We start from the raw sequence: 19047 nt of genomic DNA on the forward strand, positions 1-19047 counted from the left end.
CAGGAAAGCATTTCAAGCGCGAGAATTCGGTAGGTTGAGATGAACATTCTTTATGACGAACGCCTCGACGGCCCGCTGCCGCAGGTGAACAAGGCCGAGCTGCTCAAGGCCTTGCAGCGCGCCGTGCCAGACCTCGACATCTTGTGGCGCGAAGACGAACTGAAACCCTACGAATGCGACGGCCTCTCGGCCTATCGCACCACGCCCATGCTGGTCGCCCTGCCGCGTCGACTCGATCAGGTGCAAACCCTGCTCAAGCTCTGCCATGAGAAAAACGTCCCGGTGGTGGCCCGTGGTGCTGGCACCGGTTTATCCGGCGGTGCCTTGCCGCTGGAACAAGGCCTGCTGCTGGTGATGGCGCGCTTCAACAACATCCTGCACATCGACCGCGCCGCACGCACCGCGCGGGTTCAGCCGGGGGTGCGCAATCTGGCGATTTCCCAGGCAGCGGCGCCCTTCGGCCTGTATTACGCGCCGGATCCTTCCTCGCAAATTGCCTGCTCGATCGGCGGCAACGTCGCCGAAAACGCCGGCGGCGTGCACTGCCTCAAGTACGGCCTGACCGTGCACAACCTGCTGAAAATCGAAGTGCTGACCATCGAAGGCGAACGTCTGACGCTGGGCTCCGACGCGCTCGATTCAGCGGGTTTCGATTTGCTCGCCCTGTTCACCGGCTCCGAAGGTTTGCTGGGGATCATCACCGAAGTCACGGTCAAACTGCTGCCCAAACCGCAAGTCGCCAAAGTGCTGCTGGGCAGTTTCGATTCGGTGGAAAAGGCCGGCCGCGCCGTGGCCGAAATCATTGCGGCGGGGATCATTCCCGGCGGGTTGGAGATGATGGACAACCTGGCCATCCGCGCTGCCGAAGACTTCATTCACGCCGGTTATCCGGTCGACGCCGAGGCGATTCTGTTGTGCGAACTCGATGGCGTCGAGGCCGATGTCCACGATGATTGCCAACGGGTGCGCGAGGTCATGACACTGGCCGGTGCCACCGAAGTGCGGCAGGCCCGTGACGAAGCCGAACGCGTGCGCTTCTGGGCCGGACGCAAGAATGCGTTCCCCGCCATCGGTCGTTTGTCGCCCGACTATTACTGCATGGATGGCACCATCCCGCGCCGCGAATTGCCCGGCGTGCTGCAAGGCATCGCCCGCCTCGGCGAAGAATACGGCTTGCGCGTGGCCAATGTGTTCCATGCCGGCGACGGCAATATGCACCCGCTGATCCTGTTCGACGCCAACCAACCGGGTGAACTGCACCGCGCCGAAGCGCTGGGCGGCAAGATCCTCGAATTGTGCGTGCAGGTGGGCGGCAGCATCACCGGCGAACACGGCGTCGGTCGCGAAAAAATCAATCAGATGTGCGCGCAGTTCAACGGCGATGAACTGCGCCTGTTTCACGCGGTGAAAGCCGCCTTCGACCCGCAAGGCCTGCTCAATCCCGGCAAGAACATTCCGACCCTGCATCGCTGCGCCGAATTCGGTGCGATGCACATTCATGCCGGACAGTTGCCCTTCCCCGAGCTGGAGCGTTTCTGATGGTCGACGCCGATGCCACCAGCGCCCTGCTTGATCAAGTCAACGAGGCGCGGGCCAACGCCACCCCGTTGAAAATTCAGGGCGGCAACAGCAAGGCCTTTCTCGGCCGCGAGGTCGCCGGTGAAGTGCTCGACACCCGCGCCCATCGCGGCATCGTCGGTTATGAGCCGACCGAACTGGTGATCACCGCGCGCGCCGGCACGCCGCTGTCCGAGCTCCTGGCGACACTGGATGCTGCCGGACAAATGTTGCCCTGTGAGCCGCCGGGGTTCGGTGAAGGCGCGACGGTCGGCGGCATGATTGCCACGGGGTTGTCCGGGCCACGACGGCCATGGTCAGGCTCGGTGCGCGATTTCGTCCTCGGCACTCGAGTGATCAGCGGCCTCGGCCAGCACCTGCGCTTTGGCGGTGAAGTGATGAAAAACGTCGCCGGTTATGACCTGTCGCGACTGATGGCCGGCAGTTTCGGCTGCCTCGGCGTCATCACCGAAGTCTCGCTGAAAGTCCTGCCCAAACCCCGCCAGTGCCTGAGCATCCGCCTCGATATCGATTGCACCCGGGCACTGGCCAACCTTGCCGAATGGGGCCAGCAACCGCTGCCGATCAGCGCGGCGTGCCACGACGGTCAGAGTCTTTATCTGCGTCTCGAGGGCGGCGAAGGCTCGGTGACGGCGGCGCATCAACGCCTCGGCGGCGAGCCATTGGACTCGCAATTCTGGCGTGACTTGAACGAACAGCGCCTGGCGTTTTTCGACGAAGGTTTGCCACTGTGGCGCCTGTCGCTGCCGAACAATCTCGGGCCGCAGGATCTGCCCGGCGCGCAGTTGATCGACTGGGCGGGTGCGCAACGCTGGCTGAAATCCGACGTCGAGCACATTCATATCCTCGCCCAGGAACTCGGCGGCCATGCCACGTGTTTCACCCACGGCGCCAGCGATTCGCCGTTCCAGCCATTGGCGCCAACGCTGCTGCGCTATCACCGGCAACTCAAGGCGCAACTCGACCCGCAAGGGCTGTTCAACCCCGGCCGGATGTACGCGGAGTTCTAGCCATGCAAACCACCCTCAGCGAACAATCGCGCCAGTTGCCCCGCGCCGCCGAGGCCGAAAAAATCCTCCGCAGCTGTGTGCACTGCGGCTTTTGCAATGCGACCTGCCCGACCTATCAATTGCTCGGCGACGAACTCGACGGCCCGCGCGGGCGCATTTATCTGATCAAGCAAGTACTCGAGGGCGCGCCAGCCACGGCGCAGACACAACTGCATCTGGATCGCTGCCTGTCGTGCCGCAATTGCGAAACCACCTGCCCGTCCGGCGTCGACTATCACAACTTGCTCGACATCGGTCGCGCGGTGATCGATCGCGCAGTGCCGCGCCCGGCCGCGCAACGTCTGTTGCGTGAAGGCTTGCGCGCGTTGGCGCCGAATCCGGGGTTGTTCAAAGGTTTGCTGCGGGTGGGCACGACGTTCCGCCCGCTGTTGCCGCGACTGCTGGAAAGCAAACTGCCGCAGCATCTGCCGCTTGCCGGTTTGCGCCCGGCCCCGCGCCATTCGCGGCGGGTGTTGTTGCTTGAAGGCTGCGTGCAACCGGGGTTGTCGCCGAACACCAATGACGCCACGGCGCGGGTGCTGGATCGCTTGGGCATCAGTGTCACCCCGGTAGCCGAGGCCGGGTGTTGCGGCGCGTTGGACTATCACCTCGACGCGCAAGCCAAAGGCCTCGACCGTGCGCGGCAGAACATCGACGCGTGGTGGCCACATCTGCAAAACAGTGCCGAAGCCATCGTGCAAACCGCCAGTGGTTGCGGCGCTTTCATCAAGGACTACGGGCATTTGCTCGAAGACGATCCGGCGTATGCCGCCAAGGCACGGCAGATCAGTGAGCGGACGCTGGATCTGGTACAGATTCTCGATCGCGAACCGCTGGAAAAAGTCTGCGCAGCAAGCGAGCGGCGGATTGCCGTGCATTGCCCGTGCACCTTGCAACACGCGTTGAAACTGGGCGGCGCGGTGGAAGCCGTGCTGACCCGGCTGGGTTTCAACCTGACGACGGTGCCGGACGGTCATTTGTGTTGCGGTTCGGCCGGCACTTATTCGCTGACGCAACCGGTGCTGGCCCGGCAACTGCGCGACAACCGCCTCAATGCGCTGGAGAGCGGTCGCCCGGAATTGATCGTCACCTCCAATGTCGGCTGTCAAAGCCATCTGGCCAGCGCCGGCCGCACGCGCGTGATGCACTGGATCGAGCTGGTGGATCAGTCGTTGGCAGAATGAAGTTCGTAGGATTCTTCGTTTGCCCGCGTGCGAGAAGGCTGCGATCTTTTCCACCATTCATTCCGTGACCGTGGCAGGAATTTTTTTCATGACCGTGCAGCCGTTCGTCAGCCCCGACCTGATCCGCCAACGCTTCTCCAAAGCGATGTCCGACATGTACCGCGAAGAGGTGCCGTTGTACGGTGCGCTGATGGCGTTGGTTGAGCAGACCAACCGCGAGGTGCTTGCACGTCAGCCGGCTATTGCTGAGCAGCTCGACAGCACCGGTGAAATCGAGCGGCTGGACATGGAGCGTCACGGCGCGATCCGCGTCGGCACCGCCACGGAACTGGCCACCCTCGCCCGCCTGTTCGCGGTGATGGGCATGCAGCCGGTGGGCTATTACGACCTGACACCGGCGGGCGTGCCGGTGCATTCCACGGCGTTTCGTGCGGTGCATGAAGATGCACTGCAGATCAGTCCGTTCCGAGTGTTTACCTCGTTGTTGCGGCTGGAGTTGATTGAGGATCCGGAACTGCGTGCCTTCGCCGAATCAGTACTGGCCCAGCGTTCGATCTTCACCCCGGAGGCGCTGCGCCTGATCGCACAAGCTGAAAGCACAGGCGGACTTGATGAACGCGCGGCCGAGGCATTCGTCCTGCAGGCACTGGAAACGTTTCGCTGGCACCACAGCGCCACAGTCAGCGCCGCGCAGTACCAGACTCTGAGCGCCCAGCACCGGTTGATCGCCGACGTGGTGGCCTTCAAAGGCCCGCACATCAACCACCTGACCCCGCGCACGCTGGACATCGACCGCGCGCAGGAACAAATGCCGGCCCACGGCATCACGCCCAAAGCGGTGATCGAAGGCCCGCCGCGCCGTCAGTGCCCGATCCTGCTGCGTCAGACCAGTTTCAAGGCGCTCGATGAGCCGATTGCCTTCACCGACCAGAATGAAACCCGTGGCAGCCACAGCGCTCGCTTCGGTGAAATCGAACAGCGTGGCGCAGCGCTGACGCCCAAGGGCCGCGCCTTGTACGATCGCTTGTTGAATGCCGCTCGCGATGAACTGGGGGATTTCCCCAACGAAGCCAACGCCGCACGCTACAACGCGCTGATGACTCAGCACTTTGGCGAATTTCCTGACAGCGTTGAGGGCATGCGTGAACAGGGGCTGGCGTACTTTCGCTATTTCGCCACGGAAAAGGGTCTTGCGGCGGGTAGGCTCGCTGATGCGTCGCTGGAGGATTTGTTGCGCGACGGCCATGTGAAAGTCGAGCCGTTGGTGTACGAAGATTTCCTGCCGGTCAGTGCGGCGGGGATTTTTCAGTCGAACCTCGGCGATGCGGCACAGGCGCATTACGGCGAACACGCCAATCGCCAGGCCTTCGAACAGGCGCTGGGGCGCGCGACCATTGATGAATTGGCGTTGTATGCAGAGACGCAGCAACGTTCGATCGAGGAATGCGAAAAATTGTTGGGTCTGAAGCTGAACCGAAATTAACGAATCACCTGTGGCGAGGGAGCTTGCTCCCTCGCCACAAAGTCAGTGTTGTAATCAGCGCAATCGGGACAACAACGCGAGCGCGGTTTCCTCGGAAGACGCCGGATTCTGCCCGGTCAGCAACAAGCCATCCTCACGGATGTAACTCGACCAATCCGCACCTTTGGAGAAAATCCCGCCCTTGGCCTTGAGTTCATCTTCCACCAAAAACGGCACGACATTCGTCAACTGCACCGCTTCCTCTTCACTGTTGGTAAACCCGGTGACCTGCTTGCCCTTGACCAGCGGCTGACCGTCCGGCGCCTTGGCATGGCGCAACACACCGGGCGCGTGACACACCGCTGCCACGTGTTTGCCGCTGTTGTAAAACGCCTCGATCAGCGCGATCGAATGCTGATCCTCGGCCAGATCCCACAGCGGACCGTGGCCGCCGGGATAGAACACGGCATCGAAATCCGCTGCTTTCACGGTGTCCAGCTTGACCGTCGAAGACAGTGCCGACTGCGCGGCAGAATCCTTGCGAAAACGCTCGGTGGCAGCCGTTTGTGCATCCGGCTCGTCACTCTTCGGGTCCAGCGGCGGCTGACCGCCCTTGGGGGATGCGAGGGTCAGTTGCGCCCCGGCGTCCTTGAACACGTAATACGGCGCCGCGAACTCTTCCAGCCAGAAGCCGGTTTTCTTGCCGGTATCGCCCAGTTGATCGTGGGAGGTCAGAACCATCAGGATTTTCATGTCGTTCTCACTCGTATGATGGGTTGTTCAGGCGCCGTTGGCGCGGGTGTGAGTGATTGACCCTGGAGGACGGCGGATCGTTTCACTCGGCTCAATGATGGCGCTTGGCCTTACTGCGCAAGAAGTTGCGCACTTGCTGACGAAATTTGCCTCTCGATCCTGCTACAGCCCTTGATCTACGTGGCTTCCAGACGAGTGCGCAAGAAGTTGCGCAGTACTGCGCAACTTCTTGCGCACTTTTGCCATTGATCAGCGACAGCGAGCGGCGAAAAACGCAGTCAAGAGCGCTTTCGTCCCGCGCTACCGGGGGTCTCGCAAAAGCTGGCACGCTCCTTGATAACAGTCAGGCACCCACCGGGCGATTCCGCCTCCCGGGCACCCTAAATTTATCCGCAAGGAGAGCACCCCATGGCAACACCAGCGTACATGTCGGTTACCGGCGAAAAACAAGGCCTGATCACTGCAGGCGCATTCACCGCTGACTCCGTAGGCAACACCTACCAGGAAGGCCACGAAGACCAGGTTATGGTTCAGGCTTTCAGCCACGACGTGATCATCCCGCGTGACCCACAATCCGGTCAGCCAACCGGTCAGCGCGTTCACAAGCCAGTTGTGATCACCAAGGTCTACGACAAGGCTTCGCCTCTGCTGCAAGCTGCTCTGACCTCCGGCGAGCGCATGAGCGAAATCGTTATCCAGTGGTTCCGTACTTCTGCTCAAGGTACCCAAGAGCACTACTACACCACCAAACTGGAAGACGCGATCATCGTCGCCATCAACAACAAAATGCACAACTGCCAGGATCCAGGCAACTCGCACTTCACCCACCTGGAAGAAGTGCAGTTCACCTACCGCAAAATCACCTGGACCCACGAAGTATCCGGTACTTCGGGTTCCGATGACTGGCGTGCTCCAGTCGTTTAATTACGGCTGATCGTTACAAGCATCGGCCAGCTCTGCTGGTCGATGTTGTTTTCGCAACTCCAGATTTTTGTGACAGCACGAGGAACAAGGGATGTTCGCGCCGGCCAATGAAACCCACTTTGCCCTGACTATCGAAGGTCTTTCCGCTGACTTTCAGGTGTTTACCCTGCAAGGCCGGGAAGCCATCAGCCAGCCTTTTGTCTTTGAGGTGGAGCTGGTCAGTGAGCAGCCGTCGCTGGACCTCGAAACCCTGCTGCACAAGCCGGCCTTCCTGCAACTGTCGCCCGACGGCAGCGGCATTCACGGCCAGATCTACCGCGCCGCGCAAGGCGATTCGGGCAAACGCCTGACCCGTTATTCGGTGACCCTGCGTCCGCAATTGTCCTACCTGGCGCACCGCGTCAATCAACGCATCTTCCAGAACCTCACCGTGCCGAAAATCATCGGCAAGGTCCTCGAAGAGCACGGCATTCAAAGCAACGCCTACGAATTCAAGACCGGTTCGATCTATCCCGAGCGCATCTACTGCGTGCAATACGATGAATCGGACCTGCATTTCATCCAGCGCCTGTGCGAGGAAGAAGGTATTCACTACCACTTCGAGCACACGGCGACGGCGCACAAACTGGTGTTCGGCGATGACCAGACGGTGTTCCCGAAACTCAAACCTGTGGCCTATCAGCAAGACTCCGGCATGGTCGCCAGCGATCCGGTGATCAAGCGCTTCGACCTGCGCCTGGAAACCCGTACCAGCCGCACCACCCGCCGCGATTACGACTTCGAAAAACCACGCATCACCCTCGAAAGCGAAAACCGTGGCGACGCCCTGCCCGACCTTGAGGATTACGATTACCCAGGTCGTTTCATCGATCGCGAGCGTGGCAAACATCTGGCCAAACGCGCCCTCGAGCGGCATCGCAGCGACTTCCAGTTGGCTGAAGGCAAGAGCGATCAGCCGTTGCTGGTCAGCGGCCATTTCCTTGCGCTCACCGCGCACCCGAAAGCCAAGTGGAACGACCTCTGGTTACTGACCGAAGTCCTCCACGAAGGCAAACAGCCGCAAGTGCTCGAAGAGTCGGTAACCAGCGACACCACTGCGCTAAAAGATGATTTCCATCAGGGCTACCGTAACCGTTTCCAGGCCACGCCGTGGGACGTGCCGAATCGCCCGCCCCTGCGCCACCCGAAACCACGCATTCTCGGCAGCCAGAGCGCCGTGGTCACCGGCCCGAAAGGCGAAGAGATCCACTGCGACGAGTACGGCCGCGTCAAAGTGCAGTTCCACTGGGACCGCGAAGGCCAGGCCGACGACAAGACCAGTTGCTGGCTGCGCGTCTCCAGCGCTTGGGCCGGCGCCCAGTACGGCGGCATCGCCATCCCGCGCATCGGCATGGAAGTGCTGGTGACCTTCCTCGAAGGCGACCCCGATCAACCGCTGATCAGCGGCTGCCTGTACCACAAGGAAAACACCGTCCCGTATGAGCTGCCGGCGAACAAGACCCGCAGCACCTTCAAGACCCTGAGCTCCATGGGCGGTGGCGGCTACAACGAACTGCGCATCGAAGACAAAAAAGGTCAGGAACAAATCTACCTGCACGCCCAGCGTGATTGGGACGAAAACGTCGAGCACGACCAGAAAATCCGCGTCGGCAACGAACGCCACGACACCGTCGAAAAGAACAGCTACACAGAATTCAAGGCCGAAGAACACCACACCGTCTACGCCGACCGCAAAGTCGAAACCCGCGCCAACGACCACCTCACCGTCGGCGTCAATCAGCACATCAAGATCGGCACCGGCCAGTTCATCGACGCCGGCCAGGAAATCCACCTCAGCAGCGGCATGAAGGTGGTGATGGAAGCCGGCGCCGAACTGACCCTGATCGGCGGCGGCAGCTTCATCAAGATCGACGCCGGCGGCGTGACCCTGAGCGGCCCGGTGATCAACATGAACTCCGGCGGCAGCCCCGGCAGCGGCACCGGCGCCGCCCCGCTGATGCCCGGCGTGCTGAAACAGGCCGACGCCGACAAGGCCGGCCAGGTCCTCACCCCGGCCCAGATCAACACCCTCAAACGTAACGCGCCATTCTGCGAAGAATGCGAAAAATGCAAGGCAGGTGCCTGTGCCATCTGATCGACTGACACCCAAGGATTGGCTCGCGCAACAGCCGCTGCAGACTGGCGAGCGTTTGTATCTGGTTATTAGTGCGGCGAGTGATTCCGACGCCCTGAAAACCCTCTACCTCAACGAACCCACCGCCCAGCTCATCCCGATCTGGGGCGGCACGCCCTACTCCACCTGGCAACCGGTGATGCCCTACGTCACCGAACTCAAGGGCAACTCTGCATTCCTGCCATGGATCGCCGAAACCGACGCCCTCGATTGGGGCTGGCTAGCGGTATCGCGCTCGGAGCCGAACGAAGTGTTCGAGCATCTGCGCAGCCTTACTCAGGTGAAGATGCCGGACGGGACCGAGGTGTTTTTCAGGTTTTGGGATGGGCGGCATATCTATCCGATTCTGCATGGGCTGGGGGAGAAGGCTGGGGAAGTGATGCCGATGTTTGAGCGGTATCTGATTAACGGGCAGTCGCTGGAGGTTGGGACGCGGGTTGTGCCGAAGGTGAAAGATTGGCCGTGGTGGGAGGTGCCGAAGGCGTTACTGGACGGCTTGGCCAAGGAAAATCCGACGACGCTGATCAGCAACTTGATGCAGTGGCTGGAAGAAGACCGACCGGACATTTACACCGCCTGGCCCGAAAACAACCTGAAGCTGAAAATCAGCCGTTTCGTGCGCCGTCCGGACGCACCAAAAAACCTTAAAGAAGCACTGTTAAACCACCTGATTCTGGAGCAAGGCTGATGGATCGCGTTGCCTTTGTTGACAACCAACTGAACACCTTCAAGGACAGTCTGAAGCTGTATCAGGAACAAACCAAAACCTGGTACGCGAGGGCCGCCGACAAAGCCAGTCGCGCCGCTGACCTGCCCTCTCTGCTGGGTATGGAGCGAGTGATCAAGGTTGGCGACACCAGCAAAGCGGTGAGCATGACCGACGGTAATTTCACTTCGAACGTTGCTCAGTGCCCGCTCAAGGGACCGTTGCTGATCGAGAGTAAATTCGAGTCGGTTTACGACATTCCTATTGGCGAAATCGAAGTCGAAATCGTCGCTGTGGAAGGTGGCGCAGTCAGCAAGGTCAAACTCGACGCACAAGGCAAAGCCGCCTGGACCGGGGGTATTCCAGGCAAGTTCTACGAGATCCGCGTTCATAACGAAGTGACGCCGGCACAAATCGATGCCCTCTTCAGCTCCTACAGCGGCGTGACCGCAGACCTGGAAGGTTTTCTTCGCAAAGAGTGGGCCGGATTCAAACCGCAATGGTCGAACGTTTCCACCTCGGGCACCGCGATGGCGATTGGCACCGGCATTCTTGAAGGTGGCTGGGAGGCCATCAAGGGTGTGTGGGATGGCATCAATCAGGTGCTCGACATCCTGCAAGACCCGGGAAAATTCAAAGATGATCTCGGTGCTGGCGCACAAAAGCTAATCGATATCGCCCAAAGCACACCAGACATCATGAAAAAGGCCATGTTACTGGCCAGCGATGAAGCAGCATTGTTCCTGCTGGTACGAAGCGCCGTGATCTGGCTCGCAGGGTTGCCGCCAATGAAGATGGCAGGCGACATCGCGAAGATGACCACGGCAATGGTCGTCGGTATCGCCATCGACATCGTCATCGGCGTGGTATTGACCATCGCGGCCGAAGGCACCGGGGTGATCTACCTTGCTGCCCGACTGAAGAATTACGGTGAGCTTGTCATCAACGCCGTGGTCGGTTTCGTTAAGTCGCTGTTCAAGATCATCAATGGATTCATGGAATACGTCGCGAAATACACCGCTGTTGCGGCGCGGGGTGTGACGGCCAAGGTGAGAAACGGAATCTCCGAGTTGCGTTTTGATGGGAAGAAAAACGCGAAACTTGCCGAAGGCAAAATAGCTGACGATGCCTCGAAGCAAGCCACGACTCCCGCTAATAAAAGCGCGGAGCCTGTGTCCTGCACGCGCGTCGACAAGTGCCCGGTTTCGATGGTGACCGGTGAAGAACTGTTGACGCTGACCGATGGTCAACTCGATGGCCTGCTGCCGTTTGAATGGACACGCCTCTATCGAACCAGCGCAGTGGAAATCGATTGCGGCCTAGGTTATGGCTGGAGCCACGCACTCGCGCATCGTGTCGAGATCGTTGGTGACGAAGTCATCTGGACCGACCACGAGAACCGCGCCACAGTTTTCCCACTTCCAAGCGAGCAACGTCCGGCCATCACCAACAGCCTTTCCCGTGCTGCCATTTTTCTCGGTGACGACCCATCGGAACTGATTCTTGCCCAGGCCGGCAAGCGACCATCGTTCTACCACTTCCGCTTTAACAGCAAAGGCGCCACCCTGATCGCCATTAGCGACAGCTATGGCAACCGACTGCACGTCACACGCGATATCCATGGCCGTATCAAACGCCTCGACAACGGCGCCGGTCGCGCCCTGCTTCTACGTTACGACCGCAAACACATTGTCGCGGTCGACTATCAGCAGTTCCTGCCTGCTGACAATCTGGAAGACGCCTGGAATACGGTGCAGACGCTGGTCACCTACAGCTATGACACTCAGCATCGTCTGATCAAGGCGAAGAACGCGGCCGGTGAAGCCGAACATTATCGCTACAACGAACAGCACGTCATTCTCGAGCGGCAACTGGCGGGCGGCGCTGCGTTCTACTGGGAATGGGAGAACGAAGGCAAACTGTCTCGTTGCACACATCACTGGGCCAACTTCTCGCAGATGGAGGCGCACTACGCCTGGGATGACAAAGGCAGCGTGACTGTCACCAACGCCGACGGCAGCGAAGAGGTGTACACCCACGATGATCAGGCACGACTGATCAGCAAGATCGACCCGGACGGTGCCGAGCATCTCAAGGCCTACAACGACAAAGGCCAATTGATCGCTGAAAAGGACCCGTTGGGCGCCGTCACCGAATACCGGTACGACGACAACGGCTTGATGACTGCCGTCATCCCGCCGGAAGACGAAGCCACAACGTACGAATACATCAACGGCTTCTTTAGTGATGTTCATCGCGGAAAAGCCAGTTGGAAGTACCAACGCAACCGTCAGGGCGATATCACCCAGCAAATCGATCCGGACGGCAATGCCACGCTCTACAGCTACGATCCTCAGGGCCGTCTGCTGGAGATTCGCCACCCGGACGGCAGTCGTCATCAACTCGGCTGGAACAACCTCGGCCAGTTGCTGGAAGAACGCCTGCCCGATGGCGGCCAGCGCAAGTATCGTTACGACGCACTGGGTCGGCAGATCACACGCCAGGAAGAATCCGGCGCCATCACCCAATATCAATGGGACGCAGCCAATCGTCTTGCCCAAGTCACGCTACCGGGCGGTGCAACCCGTGCGTTTACCTATAACGCTTACGGCAATGTCACCGCCGAACGCGATGAACTCGGCCGCATCACTCGGTACGAATATGCCGAAAATCTGCATCTGGTCAGCCGCCGCATCAATCCGGACGGCAGCCAACTGCGCTATCGCTATGACAACTCACGTCTGCTGCTGACTGAAATCGAAAACGAGCGCGGTGAGCAATACCACCTCGACTACTACGCCAACGGCCTGATCCAGCAGGAAACAGGCTTCGACGGTCGTCGCACGGCTTACGAGTATGACCTCAACGGGCAACTGCTGAAGAAAACCGAGTTCGGCGACGATGGCAGCGAACTGGTCACTGAGTATCAGCGAGATGCTGCTGGCCGGCTGCTGGTGAAAACCCTGGCCGATGGCGAAGAAATCCACTACAGCTACGACGCCCTCGGTCGCCTCGTAAACGTCGACGACGGTCATTGGCCGCTCGCCTATAAATACGACCTGCAAGACCGCCTCATCGAAGAACACCAAGGTTGGGGCACCCTGCGCTACGAGTACGATAGCGTTGGTCAGCTCAAACACTGCCGCCTCCCTGACGGCAGCAAACTCGATTACCGTCATCAACCGGGCGGGCAACTGAGCAACATCGACCTCAATGGCTCACGTCTGACCTCTCACCAGTTCAGCGCCGGTCGCGAACAACAGCGTCAGCAAGGTCTGCTGCTCAGCCAATACCAGTACGACGAACAAGGCCGCCTGCAAGCCCACACTGTTGGCCAGCGAGACAAGAACCTGTTCCAGCGTCGTTATAATTACGATGCCAACGGCAACCTCGCTGGCATTGATGACAGCCGCAAAGGCAATCGCAGCTACCACTACGACCCGCTTGATCGACTCATCAGCGTGCGCGGCGCTACTCCGGAAAGCTTCGCCCATGACCCGGCGGGCAACCTGCTGGGCCAAAGCAATGAAGGCACAGCAAACCTCGCCAACGTCAAAGGCAACCGCCTGCTTATGCAGGGTGATCGCCATTATGACTACGACGCCTACGGCAATCTGATTCGCGAGCGCCGTGGCACAGGACAGAAACTCGTCACCGAGTATCGTTACGACTGCCAGCACCGCTTGATCGGCGTTAGCCTGCCGGGTGGCAGCACTGCAACCTACAAGTACGATGCCTTCGGTCGACGTATAGAGAAAACCGTCGACGGCCACATCACCGAATTCCTTTGGCAAGGCGAACGCCTGATTGCCGAAAGCGCCGAAAACTGTTACCGCAGCTACATCTACGAACCGGGCAGCTTCCGCCCATTGGCGATGCTCGATGGCGAAGGCCCACGTAAAGCCACGCCGTTCTATTACCAACTCGACCACCTCGGCACACCGCAGGAATTAACCGACTACAGCGGCGAGATCATGTGGTCGGCGAAGTACCGAGCCTACGGTAATCTCGCCGCGCTGGACGTCAGCGAGATCGATAACCCGTTGCGGTTCCAGGGTCAGTATTTCGATGCCGAGACAGGGTTACATTACAACCGACACCGCTACTACAATCCGAGTACTGGGCGGTTTTTAACGCCGGATCCGATCAAGCTTGCGGGAGGACTGAACAACTACCAATACGTTACCAACCCAACTGGGTGGATTGACCCCTTAGGGCTAAACAACTGCCCTGGCGTCACCATGCATAAAGGCGTGCCCATCAGTAATGATGCTCGAGGTCACCTTGAAAGAGCCGATGGCTATAGCTCCAAGTCTGGCGTTAAAGGAGCTCATAACCGAGATGATTTCCTCCAAGCAGCCACTGACAATAAATTACATATCCTTTCAGAGACGCAAAGTCCCAGCACCCCTGGTCTCTCGGAAATTACCTATGGGCGAGACTCTCTGGACAGAACGGGTAAGGTTGATGGTATTAAGGAGTTTGGTAATCCGAAAACAGTCTACGACCCGAGTGTAATATCTACTGACCAGATGTTCGAGGCGGGGAAAGAGGCCGCTGCCTCAGGTTACAGCGAAGCGAAAGCCAGTGGAAAGCGGGTATATAGTGCGTACCATGATGGTATAAAATTTCGAATTTATCTGGACGAGTCGCTAACAACCGTCACAAATTTCCACCCTTCTATGAAGTGATGACAAGAATATGACTACGCTGACTACAAGCCAAAAAAGCACAATCAATAATTGCTTATTAGATCTTTTGGAGTCCTCATCGCTGCACAACTCCAGCTTTCTTCCAAAAGCGCTGGAAAGCCTTCTCGACTCACAAGGATTCGGAATTGAAATGTCAGGAATTTATATCAGCACTGATGCTGACCCAGATAACATCCCCGAATACCTAATAGAAGGTATTGCATTCGAATTCATGGAGAGCCATGTTTCCCTACCTTTCAATGAGGCCATTGAGTGCATAATAGAGTGGTGTCAGTCGGAAAAACTGCCGAAAACTATGCATATCGAGCCAACGCTGAAAAAACTGCAAGATAAATACAAATAATCCGATCCACTTCGAATTATCTTACACGGGGAATAAAACGAGGTAAAACGGGGGCAGACCACGGTTTCTTTTTTTATCTATAATCTGCCCTCTACAAACTCTCCTCTTTCTCGCTATTTATAGTGGCCTGTGCCTTAACAACATCGGTTCTGCTTCGGACATGAGGAATTAGTTATGTCATATGACAAGATTTTAAACGAGCTCGGTGCCGAATCGATGTCTTTCGAGAAAAAACGGCTTCACAATAGTTTGCCAGACGATATTAAAATTTCAGAAAGCCTGAATAAGCTACTTGATAAATTCAATACAGCCATTGTCTTTTCCAATGGGGCAAAATTCAAAACCCCTAAAAAGATGCCTATCGGCGACAACGATGGCTTCGTATTCTTAGATGTAATATACGGACTAGCCCCGGACTCAAACAACATCTACTACAAAAATGAGATGTATGCGAACCAAATACGCAGTAACCTCTACACTTTTGGCGAATCAGGTGGAGGAGATCAATTTTGCATCAACAAAAATACAGAAGAAGTATATTACTGGTATCACGAAGCAAAAGATGATGCATCTTCACTGTTTCTAATTGCACCATCCTTTGCTACTTTTTTCGAGCAACTCATGCCTGACAATGATCAAACCAACTCAAAAGATGACGACGGAATAGTCAGCGCCGAGTTTAATTTTTAGAAATCACAAGAAAAGTACACATTCAGTTAGAGGGGGCTTTCTCCAAGCTTGGATTCGGGGTGCCCCCCCCTGATTTTGTGGCCTCATGGCTCTTTTGATATTGACCGACGAAGATCTAGCCAATACCGACTCTCTGAAAAACGGGGACAGACCACAGTTTTTTTCTGTATCTATGATCTAGCTTCTCGAAACTCTTCTCTTTCTCGCTATTTAACTTGGTCTATCTCTAAATAACACAGAAGACAGCGTCTCCTGAAGTGGGAGAAACATTAGAGATCGAACACTTCGAGCAAGCTCGCAATAAAACACTTGAGTGGTTTGAAAGCAATGGATTCAAGGCTGAGAAGCCAACGATTGGCAAGTTTGGTACAAACGCAGGAAAGAACGTAGGTATGCAAACTACTGACGGAAAGACTGGTTACCGAATAGAATATGATGAAAGAAGTGGCGCTCACATAAACGTCTGGTCAGGAAAAAACCTGCCACACATCACCTCTTCAACGCAAGTGATAAGCAGTATTAAAACTACTCAGGGCATTTAAAAAATGAGTTATTTCGACGACGAGCTTGAAAAGAACCTATCAAACTCCAACATTACTTTCGAAAAATTGAAACCCGAAGTACATGATAGCTTTGTATCTAGCATCAACGAAAAATTTCCATTTAGCGCATCTAAAATAGCTTGAAACTCTCTTCCCAACAGTATGAACTACGTAAAAAAAGAGGCGGACCAAGCTTTTATTGACATTTCAAAAAAAATAACTTCCCTCAACGCTCCCGAGATTGTGTTCATTGGCGACTCTCTTACAGATAACTCATACAAAATAAGCACAGCAAATTTAGAATGCACTCTAGCGATCTTCGCGGACATCCCTCAACATACTTACTTCTTCTCGGAAAGCCTAAGCTTCATCGGCTGCATTAGCATCGAAGGAGAAATTGATTTTAGCGAATCATCTTCTTAATCATCATTCCCGGTCAAGCCGGGCAGTCCACGCGCCTGTTTTCCTGATGGACTAAATAGAAGACGAACTAAAAAGATAACTAAAAAGGTGACAGATTTATTTTATACAAACTGAAAAACAAATCTGTCCCCTTTTCTGCTTTTCTGCTTGGCATCATGACGCCTATCGTGAAGAGATTTTGCAGTTCATCCCTACGGCGCAACACAGATCCGGAGGGGTAGCTGCTGATATTCTTCGTTCTGGTCAGAAAGGTGGGATGGAACTCTGGGGAGGCGGCCGAAAATAAATGGTGGATCAAATGAAAAAAACAAAATTTATTAACGTTCTCTCTGATGCAGAAAACCTAAATTGGGAAGACGCATTGTATTTACCAAAAAACAAAGAAGAGTGGGGTTTGAATTGCGAAGCAATAATCGAAAACCCAGACACCTTTGAAGACTACGACGCTGATGATAATCCGACAGAGCTATCAAAAATTGGCTATCGTTATGTTTTACTCTGCGACGACTTATCGTCCATAATAAAAAACCTAAAAGAACAGACCGCCTCATATGATATGGATACTGCCTACAAAGCGTTCATATTTTATTTTAATAACGATAGCCTTATTAAACCAGCCTAAACAACAGACCCAGAACACATATCGATAAGAGTGGGCAGATGAAAAGATAGATTTATTTTTTAACATATCAATCAAAGCCATTGAAAATAAATCCACCCCCCTTTTTTACCCACAAACTGTTCAAGCCCTAGTATTAAGAAGCCGTCGGCGCAGTTTGATCCAGGAGTTATGAATATTACAGTTAACAGTCACGCAGCGATAAAAAGGGCAGATTTATTGTCCACATGATCCAAATGGAATTGAAAACAAATCTGCCCCCTTTCGTTATGGAGACCTGACATGAAATTTGACTGGAGTTCTTTTGGTATTGAACGGGGATCCTCAGTGGATACCAATACGATTTCTCAAGTAGAAAAACTACTTAGCGTAAGTTTTCCAAAGTCATACTTGGAATTGGTCAGATATTCCGATGTGGCCTCTCCAGAGATATCTTCATTTCCATATAGCAACGAAGGGACTTGCATAAGCGAATTCTTTTCTTTCTCGCCTGATGTGGCCCCGTATACCATTTCATGGTACTCAGGGGCGGGAAAACCTCCAGGGCTTCCCAAACAAATGACCCCTATAGCAAGGGATGCAGATGGTTATCTGATTTGCCTAAATTTCAACACGCCCTTGGTTGCTGTTGAAGTATTTGATCCAAACTCAAGTAAAACCCATTTCGTTGCTAAAAATTTTGATGATTTTGTTAATTTGTGGGCTGAGTAAATCAACACGCAAAAATAGTCCGCCTAGGATAGTGTCACCTATCGGAGGTAGTTGATCCTCAAAGAAGGATTTAATCAGTCCTCTGCCGATCATGATTACAAAGCGTGCTGTGGGGAATGAAAAAAAGGCGATCCCATGATCGCCCTCTTTCAAATCAAGATACCCTTCCTTTGCAAATCAAAGCTTTTGCAGCTCTTCTTTAGCTCCCGGAGCACCACGATCAATTGCTTTGAGTATCCAGTACTCGGCCTTGGATTTGCTTTTTGGCAACCCGCCGCGTCCTTGTGCGTACATTTTCCCAAGCGCCAACTGCGCGTTGCCAAAATCGGCATCCGCAGACTTGCGGTAAAGCTTGGCCGCTTCACGTTGGTTTTTTTCGGTGCCTCGCCCCTGTTCAAGCATTTGCGCCATTTCATACTGCGCGTACTTATTGCCGAGCGAAGCCGACTTGCCGAACCAGGTAAAAGCCAGCGCTTCATCCTTGTCCACACCACGTCCTGCGGCGATCATCTCCGCGAGGTGAAGCTGTCCGTAATCGTCACCGGTTTCAGCCAGTTTGCGATACCACTGAGCGGCAACAACATCATCCAGTGTAACTCCCTCCCCTTTCTCATAAAGGCTTGCCAGCAGCATGTAGGCTGAGGGATATCCGCCTTCGGCGGATTGGTGGTAGTACGCTAATGCTTTGTCCATGTCCTTGAGATTTTTGATCGATCGGCCACCGCGATGGTAGATCTGCGCCAAACTGAACTGCGCTTTGGCGTTACCTTGTTCCGCAGCTTTCAGATCCCAGTAAACACTTGCGTCTTCACCCTCAACGCTTCGATCCCAACGAAGTTCCTCAGCCAATCCGACTTGCGCTTCGGCATTACCTTGCTCTGCAGCTTTGCGAAACCACGCTTCCGGCATGCCCGGTGACCACTGCTCAACCACCCCGCAGAGGTTCTCTTGAATGGCTTTGCCAAACTGCGTTTGCGCGTCAAGATCGCCTGCAACTGCCAGCTCATGCAGACGTTCCGAATTTGGCGCGCACTTCCCTGCCTTCATACCGTCGTAGTAATCACGCGGCGCTTGTGCCCACGTATTACAGGCGATGAACATTGAAAAAAGTGCCGTGCCCGCCGTACCGACAGTTTTGAAACGCTTGATCATTTGTTACTTCCTTGTGGCTTAAAAAA

General features: G+C 55.7%; 14 protein-coding genes. 12 read left to right on the forward strand and 2 right to left on the reverse strand.

Going from position 1 to position 19047, the window contains the following annotated elements; all coding sequences use genetic code 11:
• Positions 1–39: 39 nt before the first annotated feature.
• The 4 genes from glcD to hglS all read left to right on the forward strand — a co-directional run bounded on the left by glcD (position 40) and on the right by hglS (position 5294).
• Positions 40–1539, forward strand: a complete 1500-nt coding sequence (gene glcD, locus A8O26_RS23200) for a glycolate oxidase subunit GlcD (RefSeq protein WP_064120051.1) — start codon at positions 40–42, stop codon at positions 1537–1539.
• A complete protein-coding gene (gene glcE, locus A8O26_RS23205) occupies positions 1539–2588 on the forward strand; it encodes a glycolate oxidase subunit GlcE (protein ID WP_064120052.1) in 1050 nt (349 codons plus the stop codon). Before glcD ends, glcE begins: the two co-directional genes overlap by 1 nt.
• Before the next feature lie 2 nt (positions 2589–2590).
• A complete protein-coding gene (gene glcF, locus A8O26_RS23210) occupies positions 2591–3811 on the forward strand; it encodes a glycolate oxidase subunit GlcF (RefSeq protein WP_064120053.1) in 1221 nt (406 codons plus the stop codon).
• An 88-nt stretch (positions 3812–3899) separates the two neighbouring features.
• Positions 3900–5294 carry a 2-oxoadipate dioxygenase/decarboxylase HglS gene (gene hglS / locus A8O26_RS23215; protein WP_064120054.1) on the forward strand — a complete coding sequence of 465 codons (1395 nt, stop codon included), beginning with the start codon at positions 3900–3902 and terminating at the stop codon, positions 5292–5294.
• Between the two features lie 54 nt (positions 5295–5348).
• Here the strand turns inward: hglS and A8O26_RS23220 are convergent, their stop codons facing one another.
• Positions 5349–6026 carry a type 1 glutamine amidotransferase domain-containing protein gene (locus tag A8O26_RS23220; protein ID WP_064120055.1) on the reverse strand — a complete coding sequence of 226 codons (678 nt, stop codon included), beginning with the start codon at positions 6024–6026 and terminating at the stop codon, positions 5349–5351.
• 408 nt (positions 6027–6434) lie between these two features.
• Between A8O26_RS23220 and A8O26_RS23225 the strand changes: the two genes are divergently transcribed.
• The 8 genes from A8O26_RS23225 to A8O26_RS29560 all read left to right on the forward strand — a co-directional run bounded on the left by A8O26_RS23225 (position 6435) and on the right by A8O26_RS29560 (position 17869).
• Positions 6435–6950, forward strand: a complete 516-nt coding sequence (locus tag A8O26_RS23225; RefSeq protein ID WP_007919523.1) for an Hcp family type VI secretion system effector — start codon at positions 6435–6437, stop codon at positions 6948–6950.
• Positions 6951–7041: 91 nt separating this feature from the next.
• On the forward strand, positions 7042–9084 hold the full coding sequence (gene tssI, locus A8O26_RS23230) for a type VI secretion system Vgr family protein (RefSeq protein WP_064120056.1): 2043 nt from the start codon (positions 7042–7044) through the stop codon (positions 9082–9084).
• Positions 9074–9811 carry a DUF4123 domain-containing protein gene (locus A8O26_RS23235; RefSeq protein WP_064120057.1) on the forward strand — a complete coding sequence of 246 codons (738 nt, stop codon included), beginning with the start codon at positions 9074–9076 and terminating at the stop codon, positions 9809–9811. The genes tssI and A8O26_RS23235 overlap by 11 nt, the downstream gene beginning before the upstream one ends.
• Entirely contained in the window at positions 9811–14520 is a 4710-nt protein-coding gene (locus A8O26_RS30365) for an RHS repeat-associated core domain-containing protein (protein ID WP_081265245.1), read from the forward strand. Before A8O26_RS23235 ends, A8O26_RS30365 begins: the two co-directional genes overlap by 1 nt.
• A gap of 10 nt (positions 14521–14530) precedes the next feature.
• The gene (locus A8O26_RS29855; protein WP_155740679.1) at positions 14531–14884 is read left to right on the forward strand and encodes a hypothetical protein; all 354 of its coding nucleotides are present in this window, start codon (positions 14531–14533) and stop codon (positions 14882–14884) included.
• 174 nt (positions 14885–15058) lie between these two features.
• Entirely contained in the window at positions 15059–15574 is a 516-nt protein-coding gene (locus A8O26_RS23250; RefSeq protein ID WP_064120059.1) for an SMI1/KNR4 family protein, read from the forward strand.
• Positions 15575–16837: 1263 nt separating this feature from the next.
• Positions 16838–17161, forward strand: coding sequence for a DUF7716 domain-containing protein (locus tag A8O26_RS23260; RefSeq protein ID WP_253756996.1), 324 nt, complete (start codon positions 16838–16840; stop codon positions 17159–17161).
• Between the two features lie 279 nt (positions 17162–17440).
• Entirely contained in the window at positions 17441–17869 is a 429-nt protein-coding gene (locus A8O26_RS29560) for an SMI1/KNR4 family protein (RefSeq protein ID WP_081265246.1), read from the forward strand.
• Between the two features lie 177 nt (positions 17870–18046).
• Here A8O26_RS29560 and A8O26_RS23270 read toward each other — a convergent pair whose 3' ends face one another.
• Positions 18047–19021: a tetratricopeptide repeat protein gene (locus A8O26_RS23270; protein ID WP_064120063.1), complete on the reverse strand. Its 975-nt coding sequence runs from the start codon at positions 19019–19021 to the stop codon at positions 18047–18049.
• Positions 19022–19047 lie beyond the last annotated feature (26 nt).

This window comes from Pseudomonas fluorescens, from assembly GCF_001648775.1.
Taxonomy (GTDB): Bacteria; Pseudomonadota; Gammaproteobacteria; order Pseudomonadales; family Pseudomonadaceae; genus Aquipseudomonas; species Aquipseudomonas fluorescens_M.